The organism is Paenibacillus urinalis (genome assembly GCF_028747985.1).
GTDB lineage: Bacteria > Bacillota > Bacilli > Paenibacillales > Paenibacillaceae > Paenibacillus > Paenibacillus urinalis.
In genome coordinates this window covers 4,578,335-4,590,000 of sequence record NZ_CP118108.1, presented here as the reverse complement: position 1 = coordinate 4,590,000, position 11,666 = coordinate 4,578,335, and the positions used below count along the sequence as shown (strand labels likewise).

The window sequence follows — 11,666 nt, the reverse complement described above, 5'->3', positions numbered from 1 at the left end:
ACCAAGCTCAGTCAAACTCCGAATGCCATAGACTTAATTCCGGGAGTCAGACAGTGAGTGCTAAGATCCATTGTCAAGAGGGAAACAGCCCAGACCATCAGCTAAGGTCCCCAAGTGTGTGTTAAGTGGGAAAGGATGTGGAGTTGCACAGACAACCAGGATGTTGGCTTAGAAGCAGCCACCATTTAAAGAGTGCGTAATAGCTCACTGGTCGAGTGACTCTGCGCCGAAAATGTAACGGGGCTAAACACACCACCGAAGCTATGGCTTGATACTTATGTATCAGGGGTAGGGGAGCGTTGTATGCAGCCGTGAAGGTGGACCGGAAGGACTGCTGGAGCGCATACAAGTGAGAATGCCGGTATGAGTAACGAAAAGATCAGTGAGAATCTGATCCGCCGAAAACCTAAGGGTTCCTGAGGAAGGCTCGTCCGCTCAGGGTAAGTCGGGACCTAAGGCGAGGCCGATAGGCGTAGTCGAAGGACAACAGGTCGAAATTCCTGTACCACCGTAAATCGTTACGAGCGATGGGGGGACGCAGTAGGGTAGTGACGCAGACTGATGGATGTCTGTCCAAGCAGTGAGGCTGGTATGTAGGCAAATCCGCATACTATTAAGGCTGGACTGTGATGGGGAGTGAAAATTACAGTAGCGAAGGTCATGATCTCACACTGCCAAGAAAAGCCTCTAGCCAGATGAAGGTGCCCGTACCGTAAACCGACACAGGTAGGTGAGAAGAGAATTCTAAGGCGCGCGGAAGAACTCTCGTTAAGGAACTCGGCAAAATGACCCCGTAACTTCGGGAGAAGGGGTGCCCCGGTAGTGTGAATAGCACGAGGGGGCCGCAGTGAAAAGGCCCAAGCGACTGTTTAGCAAAAACACAGGTCTGTGCGAAGCCGCAAGGCGAAGTATACGGGCTGACGCCTGCCCGGTGCTGGAAGGTTAAGGGGAGCGGTTAGGGGTTAAACCCGAAGCTGTGAACCGAAGCCCCAGTAAACGGCGGCCGTAACTATAACGGTCCTAAGGTAGCGAAATTCCTTGTCAGGTAAATTCTGACCCGCACGAATGGCGTAACGACTTGGGCGCTGTCTCAACGAGAGATCCGGTGAAATTTTAATACCTGTGAAGATGCAGGTTACCCGCGACAAGACGGAAAGACCCCATGGAGCTTTACTGCAGCTTGATATTGGATTTGGGTACGATCTGTACAGGATAGGTGGGAGCCTAGGAAACAGGAGCGCCAGCTTCTGTGGAGGCAACGTTGGGATACCACCCTGATCGTATCTAGGTTCTAACTTGGTACCGTGATCCGGTGCGAGGACAGTGTCAGGTGGGCAGTTTGACTGGGGCGGTCGCCTCCTAAAGAGTAACGGAGGCGCCCAAAGGTTCCCTCAGAATGGTTGGAAATCATTCGAAGAGTGTAAAGGCACAAGGGAGCTTGACTGCGAGACCTACAAGTCGAGCAGGGACGAAAGTCGGGCTTAGTGATCCGGTGGTACCGCATGGAAGGGCCATCGCTCAACGGATAAAAGCTACCCTGGGGATAACAGGCTTATCTCCCCCAAGAGTCCACATCGACGGGGAGGTTTGGCACCTCGATGTCGGCTCATCGCATCCTGGGGCTGAAGTAGGTCCCAAGGGTTGGGCTGTTCGCCCATTAAAGCGGTACGCGAGCTGGGTTCAGAACGTCGTGAGACAGTTCGGTCCCTATCTGTCGTGGGCGTAGGAAATTTGAGAGGAGCTGTCCTTAGTACGAGAGGACCGGGATGGACGTACCGCTGGTGTACCAGTTGTTCCGCCAGGAGCACCGCTGGGTAGCTATGTACGGACGGGATAAGCGCTGAAAGCATCTAAGCGTGAAGCCCCCCTCAAGATGAGATTTCCCAACTAGTAAGACCCCTTGAAGACGACGAGGTAGATAGGCTGGGGGTGGAAGTGCAGCAATGCATGGAGCTGACCAGTACTAATCGGTCGAGGGCTTATCCAAAAAATACCCCAACAATGGGGAAAGCAATAAATCGCACATTGTTTCGTATCTAGTTTTGAAAGAACAATCATATGTTCTTTATTCCCTGATAGCTCAGTTGGTAGAGCACTCGACTGTTAATCGAGTTGTCACAGGTTCGAGTCCTGTTCGGGGAGCCATGGAGAGGTGTCCGAGTTGGCCGAAGGAGCACGATTGGAAATCGTGTAGGCGCCAAAAGCGTCTCGAGGGTTCGAATCCCTCTCTCTCCGCCACTATTTTTATAAGTAAGGCCCGTTGGTCAAGGGGTTAAGACACCTCCCTTTCACGGAGGTAACAGGGGTTCGAATCCCCTACGGGTCACTTTAATTTATTCTTTATATAATGGAGACTTAGCTCAGCTGGGAGAGCATCTGCCTTACAAGCAGAGGGTCGGGGGTTCGATCCCCTCAGTCTCCATTCTTAATATCGCGGGGTGGAGCAGCTCGGTAGCTCGTCGGGCTCATAACCCGAAGGTCGCAGGTTCAAATCCTGCCCCCGCAATTGAATTATATGGAACTGTGGTGTAGAGGCCTAACATGCCTGCCTGTCACGCAGGAGATCGCGGGTTCGAATCCCGTCAGTTCCGCCATCTTAGAATAAGCTTCAGGGTGAGAAGCCGATTAGGGTTCGTCGAAGCATTTGCATCGATAGCAATACTTCGCAGTCTCGAATGAATGTGAGAGTATCCCGTCAGTTCCGCCACTTAACTTATTATGATATAATATGGCTCGGTAGCTCAGTCGGTAGAGCAGAGGACTGAAAATCCTCGTGTCGGCGGTTCGATTCCGTCCCGAGCCACCATTTAACACCTTGTGCCGGTGTAGCTCAACTGGTAGAGCAACTGACTTGTAATCAGTAGGTTGGGGGTTCAAGTCCTCTCGCCGGCACCACAGTTTCATATGGAGGATTAGCGAAGTGGCCAAACGCATCAGACTGTAAATCTGCTCCCGTAAGGGTTCGGTGGTTCGAATCCATCATCCTCCACCAGTTTCATAGGGGCATAGTTTAAAGGTAGAACAGCGGTCTCCAAAACCGTTAGTGTGGGTTCAATTCCTGCTGCCCCTGCCAATTACCTTATAATTTATATGGCGGTCGTGGCGAAGGGGTTAACGCACCGGATTGTGGCTCCGGCATTCGTGGGTTCAAGTCCCATCGATCGCCCCATTTATATTTTATTGGGGATTAGCCAAGCGGTAAGGCAACGGACTTTGACTCCGTCACGCATAGGTTCGAATCCTATATCCCCAGCCATTTTTGCGCGGACGTGGCTCAGCGGTAGAGCATCGCCTTGCCAAGGCGAGGGTCGCGGGTTCGATTCCCGTCGTCCGCTCCATAATAAGGCGCCATAGCCAAGTGGTAAGGCACAGCTCTGCAAAAGCTTTATCCCCAGTTCGAATCTGGGTGGCGCCTCCATTTCTTAAGCGGGAGTGGCGGAATCGGCAGACGCACAGGACTTAAAATCCTGCGGTAGGTGACTATCGTACCAGTTCAAGTCTGGTCTTCCGCATGTTAGATCAATATGTGCCCTTAGCTCAGCTGGATAGAGCGTTTGACTACGAATCAAAAGGTCAGGAGTTCGAATCTCTTAGGGCACGCTTTAATTAAATAAGCCGGTGTGGCGGAATTGGCAGACGCGCGCGACTCAAAATCGTGAGGGAAACCGTGGGGGTTCGAGTCCCTTCACCGGCATAACTCAGCAAGGAGCATTACTAACATAGTAATGCTCCTTGCTTTTTTTGCGTTGAAATTTCATTCTATAAGCGTGTTTTCGTCTACATATCCGTGACTTTAAATCGAGTCAAATCGTTGGGTATTATACGGATAAGTTGGTAAGAAAAAAAGAGACGAGAATAGGAGGCTATATTGCCTCCTATGATTAGATTGCTTTTCTATCTTCCCGATATTGTCCAGGTGTGACGCCCTCTATTTTCCGGAAAGAGCGAATGAAGTTTTGGGAATTGTTGTACCTTAGTTTGGTAGCGATGTCCTTGATGGACATATCGGACGTTGTCAGCCATTTTTTTGCCATACTAAAACGATAGTTGGTCAAATATTCGCTAAACGAGCAGCCGGTCTCTTTACGAAACACACTGCTAAGATAATTGGCATTGTAATGAAGACGATGGGCACATTCCTCTAACGTAAGATCTGTATCATAATAATTCTGCACGAGGTCAATGATCTTCTCAGAAATATGATGATACTGAGTATTCTGGCGATTACGGAATACACCAAGAGTAGGAAGAATAAGCTTGGACCAGAACCAATTACGGATCTCATCAACAGTGTCCAGCTTCAGAATATCTTCAAAGACAGAGCGTTTCTCATGATAGATTTGATGCACACTAATTCCTGACTCTTGCATGATCAGCAGAAGATTATTAAGCAGCCGAGTAATCGGTATTTGGTATTCATGGGGAAGCAGCTCAAGATCGAAGATACCGTCAAGCAGCTGATCAAAAGTATCACGGGCCTTGCGCTCATCTGCCAGCTTGATCGCCTCTATCAGCTCATTCTCCAGCTGTGCTGGATAAGACAGGTTAACATAGTGCTTACCGTCATTTAGATCCTGATACTGGATGACGATGCCTTTACCGAGCTTGATCCGATGTCTGAGTGCCTCGAGCCCCTCACGATATGCCATAGAAATACCGTGGAACGATTCCACAGGTAAGCTAATCCCGATACTCACTGATAGATCAAGCACTTGATCAATATGGTTTTGAACATCCTCTGTTAAAGAGTAGAGATAAGCATTAAATACGGTATCATCCGTTTCTTCACCGCCAACCAGCAGAACGATGGTATGGTCGATAATGACCGGACTAAGACGCTCTTTCTGTGAGACAAGCTCTTCCAGCATATTTTGTACGGCAAACAATAACAGCTCAAGATCCTTTTTCTCATATCGGGTTTGCTCCGTAAAATCAATCTGAATGGTCAAGACAGCCATCGTGCGCCATTCGTTGATTTGTTTGCCATAACCATATTGCTCGAGCTTGTGAAGAAGCTCATTTGATTTAAACTGACCTGTGAATACTCTCGTTAGATAGAAGGTTCTAACCTGCTGAATGTGCTGATGCAGCTCCTTTTCAAGCCTAGTCTTCGACTGGAATAAGTCAGAAACTTCAGCTCCAATATGCTCAAATTCGTTACGTTCTGGTCTAAGCCCCAGCTCATTCAGTAATCTCCGGATAGGTGAATAAATGCGTCTTGATCCAAGAAAGGCCATTCCAACGGAAATAAGCAGCAAAGCCAGACACATCAGCAGTGTGTAGGTTCCAATTTGTGATGATTTTTGAGTAAGACTCTGGATGGAGGTTGCCGATAAGTAGGTCCAATCATTAAGCTCAGAACGATAATAAGATACCGCGTAATCTTGGCCCGAGAGTTCCGTTGTAAACTGCCCGGACGGCTGCTCGAGTCTGCCTTCGGCACGAAGTCCACTCTCAGCTAAGGACTTGCCAATCAGTTCCTGATTATAGTGAAACAGAATACGTTCATTGGCATCTAAGATAATAATGTCTTCCGTCGAGTCACCATCCTTTTGGATAAAGTCCTTTAGCTCACAGGAGGGGATATTGGCGATCGCAAGACCAGATTTCTCGATCCCGGTGGCCGGCAGTTTTTTGACCAGGCTGATATTGTACTGGCAGTTGGCACCGTTCGCATTCTCCTCACTATAAAACCATTTCGATGGAGTGAGAGTCCAGCCTGAATTTTCCTTCATATTCTGAAGACTCTGGATCTCATCGGCGAGGGGATAATCATCGAAACGGTAGAGACCTGAGTTTTTGATCATCCAATTTTGGTTGAAATTGATGAGTACAACATCATCGAGCTTGGTTTCAAATGACTGCATGTTTCGGACTTCAGTGCGGAGATCATTATAGGTTTTGAAATCGGTTACAAAAAGTGGGCTATAAAGAGCGTTTTTAAGCACACTGGAGCTGACTACCTGATTAAGTGTGTGGTTGACAGTCACGAGCTTTTGCTCTAAATTGGAATTAATTTGCAAAATAAGCTGCATCTTACTGCTGTTGACGTTCCGCTGTATCTCCTGAGTAGAGGTAACATAAGCGAATACACCGATGAAAATGACAGGAATCGTGCTCAGCAGGAGGACGAAGATCGTTATTTTGCTTAAAAAGCTCAAAGCGTTCCAGCGCATGGACATCACCTGTCTCGATTAGTAATTGAGGCTTCTTATTGATTATGCCTATAAATGGAAAATTCGGCAAGGGGGATGGGCTGTTATGATGATTCTTTTTAAGCGAAAAGCATGGGGGAGACGCTTAATTGCGGCCGGAGCAGGCTTATTGTCCATCATGCTCATTAGTGGCTGCAATAGTGGAGCCCTTAAGGCGGAACTGCAAGTACCAGCAGAGGAGAAGCTTCCAATATCAATGATGGTCCCGCTCCATTTTCCCCATCCGCCGAGCGATGAAATCATGGATCGAATTGAGCAGCTTACTCATACGGAGCTGGAGATCAATTGGATCACAGACGGTATATACACAGATAAGCTGAACACGGCACTCACGACCAATTCCATGAAGAAAGTTACCTTCGTGAAGCATATTGATTATCCGTTTATCAAAAATGCGATACGAACGGATGCATTCTGGGAAATCGGCTCCTATATCGAAGAATTTCCGAATCTCAGATATTTGGATTCCGGTATACTTGAGCAGACGGCGGTGGATGGACGTATTTACGGATTATACACAGAGAGACCCTCTTCAAGACAAGGCGTCATCATTCGAGAAGATTGGCTTGATCGGCTGGGGCTTGAAACACCGAAAACATTAGACCAGCTGTACGAGGTTATGAGAGCGTTTACTTTTTCTGATCCGGACGGAAATGGCATGGATGATACGATTGGATTAGCAGATCGGAACGACCTCACCTATGGGGCTTTTAAGACACTATCTTCGTATTTTGGAACACCGAATAACTGGCTGGTCAAAGGAAACACATTGATTCCTGAGTTTGAGACCCAGGCCTACCTGGACACGATGAACTTCATGAAGAAGCTCGTTAAGGAAAAGCTGATCAATCAGGATTTTGCTGTCACTAGCAAGGATGTACAGAGAGATATGATCATTACAGGCAAAGCTGGTGTATATATTGGCAGCATGACAGATGTGCAGCGTTTGTATGATGAGACTAAGGTACTGAATCCAGACGCAAGATTCACGCTTTCGAATCGAATACAGGGGCCGGCAGGATATAAAGTGTGGTCTATACCGAATTATAACGGTGTTTTTTTATTTTCGAAGAAGGCCATAGAAACAGAAGCGGAGCTGAAAAAGATCCTAGGCTTTTTTGACAGAACGATGGATGAGGATGTAGCCAATTTAATGCGCTATGGTATTGAAGGTATACACTACACGGTTCAGGATGGCAAGGTGCTGCTCGATGAAGGAACATCAATTCTGCGGGTTAACGAAGTAAATCCGTTGTACACATTAATGATTGCGGATCTCAGCAACCCTAATGTAATGCCAATTGCGAAGCAGGAAGCATTAACTGCATTAGCAGAGGAATTGAGCATGGATAATGAGAAGTTCCTGGTTCAGGACCCGACGCTCCATCTGGAGTCTGATACGTATGCCGAAAAAAATGTGGAATTGGAAACATTGATATCCGATGCAACCTATCATTACATTTTGGGAAATCTTGATCAAGAAGGCTTCGCCCGTGAAATTGATCGATGGAAGCAACTGGGCGGAGAAGATATTATACAAGAATATACTTCTGCTTATTTCAAGTGAATAGGTATAAGGAACCGTCCAATGGTGATTCGCAGGAATCAGATTGGGCGTTTTTTTATTCTTTGTGAGCGGAAATAACGCTAATAACCATGATAATCATTTGATTAGGTGTCATAAGAAATCGGGCGATATGGGCAAATGATTGTATTCGTACTCTGTTTTTCAAATGTAATGTGAAGAGGCAAGCAAGTTATCCATCAACTTAATGGAGGTCATGACAAAAATGAAAAAAAGAACATTCGCCATGCTTAGTCTTTTAACGTCATTCAGTATGGTTCTATCTGCCTGTGGAGGCGGAGGTGACAGCAGCTCAGGAACTCCCAGCGAACCAGGGGCAGCTCAAGGGGGAGAAGAAGCATCCAATCAACCGGCAGAGATTACGATTATGCTTCCTCTAAACACTGCAGAAACTCCACCGGATACGATTAAAAATGAAGTGGAGAAGCTGACAAATACGAAGCTGACGTATCAATTTTTTCCGGCCGACACTTATGAAGAGAAATTAACGACCTCCTTTGCTACAGGTTCATTACCCGATGTCACTTACCTGAAGAATCAGGCCACATTCATTCAAATGAAGGAAGCCATTCGTGACGGACAGTTTTGGGAGATTGGTCCTTACTTAAGCGAATTTGAAAATTTAAATAAACTGAAACCACTCATTCTTGAGAATACAAAGGTGGATGGAAAGCTCTATTCATTATATATCGGCCGGCCATTAGCAAGGCAGGGGCTCATCTATCGTAAAGATTGGGCAGATAAGCTGGGCATTGAAGCACCAACCAATGTGGATCAATTCTACAATATGTTGAAAGCGTTTAAAGAGCAGGATCCGGACGGAGATGGTCAGGACAATACGATTGGACTGACCGACCGAAATGATTTGGTATATGGAGCCTTTAAGACGGTTGCTTCCTGGTACAACGTTCCGAATAACTGGGGGGAGAAGGATGGACAGCTCCAGCCAGATTTCACATTCCCTGAGTATATGGAAACCCTCGATTTCTTCAAGAAGCTTCATCAGGAAGGGCTGATCAATCAGGATTTTGCAGCTACGAGTAAAACAGATCAGGTTAACTTGTTCACGAGCGGTAAGGCAGGAGCTTATGTAGGGGCGATGTCGGATATTAACTCTCTTCACAAGGACCTGATCAAGAATGCGCCGGATGCTGTGCTGGATGTGGAGAGCAAAATTGCTGGACCTACCGGAGAAGCGGCAACCTGGGCAATTCCTGGTTATAACAATGTCATTTTGTTCCCAACTTCCGCGATCAAGGATGAAGCAGAGCTGAAGCAGGTGCTAGCCTTCTTTGACAAGATGATGACTCCTGAAGTGGCCAATTTAATGTACTGGGGACAGGAGGGTGTACATTATACCGTTGAAGACAGTAAGGCAAAAGCATCGGAGGATCAGGAAAAAACGGAACGTGAAGTCAAGGGCTACAAAGACAGTGTTATCGGGGAACCCGAAACCAATGGAATGTATGAAGGTTATCATGATCTGCCGGGCCGAATCCATGCAGAAGAGCTGACCGTGGCGAATGAGGAGATTGCCGTTCACGATCCTACGGCTGCGCTTGATTCTGAGACCTATACAACTAAAGGTGTAGAGCTGCAGACGATCATTACGGATGCGACTTACAAGTATATTTATGGAACCTTAGACCAAGCAGGATTTGAAGCTGCTATAGAGCAATGGAAGAAGCAAGGCGGGGAGCAGATTATTCAAGAATTTAATGAAGCGTACGCAGCCAAGAAGTAACAATAGGGTCTCTGTAGTTATAAAAGTTTCAGTATTGCCAAAAACATCCGATGATGTTTCATCCAGACGTTACTAGTGCCGCCGGGCATAACGGATAGAAAGGGAGAGAGCCATGCAGGAAATCGCCGTTCCATCTGCAACAACCCGTAAAAAGGAGAGCAGGCTGCGTAAAAGAATTTGGAAAAATAAATGGATTTACGTCATGCTGCTCCCAGGTATTCTTTATTTTCTTATCTTTAAATATTTACCGATGTATGGACTTGTCATTTCATTTCAGGACTATAAGCCGTTCAAGGGGATACTTGGCAGCGAATGGGTAGGATTCGAGCACTTTGCCCGATTGTTCAATGAGCCAGATTTTCTAAACATACTCACGAATACACTCATCCTGTTCGGGTTAAATCTGCTCTTCTATTTTCCAGTGCCGATCATTCTTGCCCTTATGCTGAACGAGGTGAGGAACTCCTTCTTCAAAAAGACATTCCAAACCCTCGTGTATCTGCCGCATTTCATGTCCTGGGTTATTATCGTATCGATCGGCTATGTCATGCTGACGATGGACGGCGGGATTGTGAATGAGCTGCTCGTATTTTTTGGCTTCGAGAAAATAAATTTCTTGCTCAGCACAGAGTGGTTCAGGCCAACGTATATCATTCAGGTGATCTGGCGTGAGGCAGGCTGGGGAACAATTGTTTACCTTGCTGCCATTGCCTCTGTTGATCCTCAGCTGTACGAAGCGGCAAGAATGGACGGAGCGAATCGGCTGCGTCAAATATGGCATATCACACTTCCTGCCATTCGCAGTGTCATCATTATACTGCTCATTCTGAAGATCGGCGATGTGCTGGAGCTTGGCTTCGAGCATGTATATCTCCTGCTGAACTCCATGAACCGTGAGGTTGCCGAGATCATTGATACTTATGTCTATACAGCTGCAATGAAGCAGGGACAATTCAGCTATAGTACTGCGATCGGCTTCTTTAAATCCTTTGTTGGATTAATCCTTGTCATGGTCGCCAATAAACTAGCCAAAAAAATGGGCGAAGAGGGCGTTTACTAATCTCGTCGGGAGGAGAGAGAAAATGGTTGAAGACAGAACGCTGGGCGGTAAAATGTTCTCTATTGTGAATTTTATTCTGCTTGCCGTCATTGCACTGGTTACTGTATTGCCATTTGTGCATGTGGTCGCTGGTTCATTCACGACAAGTGCTGAAATGGCAGCCAAGAAATTTGTACTCATCCCGACAGATTGGAGTTTGGATGCCTACAAGTTTATATTTTCAACAAATACGATCTTTCGAGCGATGCTGGTATCCATTGGAGTTACCGTCATTGGCACATTGTTCAGTATGCTGATTACATCACTGATGGCATATGGACTCTCGAGACGGGATCTGGATGGACGCAAGGTTATCATGTTTATGGTCGTCTTCACGATGCTGTTCAGCGGAGGGATGATCCCTACGTTTCTCGTTGTGAAGGAGCTCGGATTAATTGATACGTATGCTGCCCTGATCTTGCCAAGCGCTATAAGTGCCTTTAATATGATCATTCTTAAAAATTTCTTTCAGAACATTCCGGAGGGCTTGGAAGAATCCGCGAAGATCGACGGATCGAATGATTTTGGAATTCTGTTCCGTATCGTGCTTCCGCTGTCCATGCCGGCCATTGCAACCATCTCACTGTTCTATGCGGTTACGTATTGGAATACCTATATGAGCGCGATCCTTTATTTAAATGAGAGTAAAATGTGGCCAATCCAAGTGTTGCTGCGTCAAATCGTTGTACTCGCAAGCGGTATGGACTACAGCTCAGAGCTAGATTCCTCCGTTCCACCGCCCGACCAGGCAGTGAAGATGGCGGTAATCGTGGTAGCGACACTGCCGATCCTGATGGTCTATCCATTCTTGCAGAAGCATTTCGCGAAAGGTGCGATGCTGGGTTCGATTAAGGGCTGAGCCAGCTGTTTGAAATTTTGGTTATCAAATGTGAGTCACTCCGCTCCTCTTCACCAGAGGAGCGGTTTTTGTATTGTAATTATGCTCACGATAATGTCTGTACTTATAAGGTCTTGGCTCATCCCCGACCAGAGTCTAGGTTAAAAAACCGTCCCCGGTCCGTT

The 11,666-nt window shown here is 46.8% G+C and carries 5 protein-coding genes, 17 tRNA genes and 1 rRNA gene (1 of these 23 cut by a window edge); 22 read left to right on the top strand and 1 reads right to left on the bottom strand.

Features of this window, described 5'->3' with window-relative positions; all coding sequences use genetic code 11:
- From PUW25_RS21290 to PUW25_RS21205, 18 genes are all read left to right on the top strand, one after another.
- A 23S ribosomal RNA gene (locus PUW25_RS21290) occupies positions 1–1,987 on the top strand; it begins 946 nt to the left of the window's first position.
- 82 nt (positions 1,988–2,069) lie between these two features.
- Positions 2,070–2,145 (top strand) — tRNA-Asn (locus tag PUW25_RS21285).
- 1 nt (position 2,146) lies between these two features.
- Positions 2,147–2,238 (top strand) — tRNA-Ser (locus tag PUW25_RS21280).
- Between the two features lie 16 nt (positions 2,239–2,254).
- Positions 2,255–2,326: transfer RNA gene (locus PUW25_RS21275), tRNA-Glu, on the top strand.
- 23 nt (positions 2,327–2,349) lie between these two features.
- Positions 2,350–2,422 (top strand) — tRNA-Val (locus PUW25_RS21270).
- A 10-nt stretch (positions 2,423–2,432) separates the two neighbouring features.
- A tRNA-Met gene (locus PUW25_RS21265) sits at positions 2,433–2,506 on the top strand.
- Positions 2,507–2,517: 11 nt separating this feature from the next.
- Positions 2,518–2,594, top strand: a tRNA-Asp gene (locus PUW25_RS21260).
- A 136-nt stretch (positions 2,595–2,730) separates the two neighbouring features.
- Positions 2,731–2,806, top strand: a tRNA-Phe gene (locus tag PUW25_RS21255).
- A gap of 13 nt (positions 2,807–2,819) precedes the next feature.
- A tRNA-Thr gene (locus PUW25_RS21250) sits at positions 2,820–2,895 on the top strand.
- An 11-nt stretch (positions 2,896–2,906) separates the two neighbouring features.
- A tRNA-Tyr gene (locus tag PUW25_RS21245) sits at positions 2,907–2,992 on the top strand.
- A gap of 7 nt (positions 2,993–2,999) precedes the next feature.
- A tRNA-Trp gene (locus PUW25_RS21240) sits at positions 3,000–3,073 on the top strand.
- Positions 3,074–3,093: 20 nt separating this feature from the next.
- Positions 3,094–3,169: transfer RNA gene (locus tag PUW25_RS21235), tRNA-His, on the top strand.
- 12 nt (positions 3,170–3,181) lie between these two features.
- Positions 3,182–3,256: transfer RNA gene (locus PUW25_RS21230), tRNA-Gln, on the top strand.
- Between the two features lie 7 nt (positions 3,257–3,263).
- Positions 3,264–3,338 (top strand) — tRNA-Gly (locus PUW25_RS21225).
- 6 nt (positions 3,339–3,344) lie between these two features.
- Positions 3,345–3,418, top strand: a tRNA-Cys gene (locus PUW25_RS21220).
- Positions 3,419–3,426: 8 nt separating this feature from the next.
- Positions 3,427–3,512 (top strand) — tRNA-Leu (locus PUW25_RS21215).
- Between the two features lie 14 nt (positions 3,513–3,526).
- Positions 3,527–3,600 (top strand) — tRNA-Arg (locus tag PUW25_RS21210).
- A 14-nt stretch (positions 3,601–3,614) separates the two neighbouring features.
- A tRNA-Leu gene (locus PUW25_RS21205) sits at positions 3,615–3,694 on the top strand.
- Between the two features lie 187 nt (positions 3,695–3,881).
- Here the strand turns inward: PUW25_RS21205 and PUW25_RS21200 are convergent.
- Positions 3,882–6,176, bottom strand: coding sequence for a helix-turn-helix domain-containing protein (locus tag PUW25_RS21200; RefSeq protein WP_047913500.1), 2,295 nt, complete (start codon positions 6,174–6,176; stop codon positions 3,882–3,884).
- 85 nt (positions 6,177–6,261) lie between these two features.
- Here PUW25_RS21200 and PUW25_RS21195 point away from each other — a divergent pair, with 85 nt between their 5' ends.
- The 4 genes from PUW25_RS21195 (at position 6,262) to PUW25_RS21180 (ending at position 11,502) form a co-directional block, all read left to right on the top strand.
- Positions 6,262–7,782, top strand: a complete 1,521-nt coding sequence (locus tag PUW25_RS21195) for an extracellular solute-binding protein (RefSeq protein WP_238546467.1) — start codon at positions 6,262–6,264, stop codon at positions 7,780–7,782.
- A gap of 223 nt (positions 7,783–8,005) precedes the next feature.
- Positions 8,006–9,544 carry an extracellular solute-binding protein gene (locus tag PUW25_RS21190; RefSeq protein WP_274337486.1) on the top strand — a complete coding sequence of 513 codons (1,539 nt, stop codon included), beginning with the start codon at positions 8,006–8,008 and terminating at the stop codon, positions 9,542–9,544.
- A gap of 112 nt (positions 9,545–9,656) precedes the next feature.
- Positions 9,657–10,604 (top strand): ABC transporter permease, encoded by a 948-nt coding sequence (locus tag PUW25_RS21185; protein WP_047913502.1) that lies wholly within the window; start codon positions 9,657–9,659, stop codon positions 10,602–10,604.
- Between the two features lie 22 nt (positions 10,605–10,626).
- Positions 10,627–11,502: a carbohydrate ABC transporter permease gene (locus tag PUW25_RS21180; RefSeq protein WP_047913503.1), complete on the top strand. Its 876-nt coding sequence runs from the start codon at positions 10,627–10,629 to the stop codon at positions 11,500–11,502.
- Positions 11,503–11,666 lie beyond the last annotated feature (164 nt).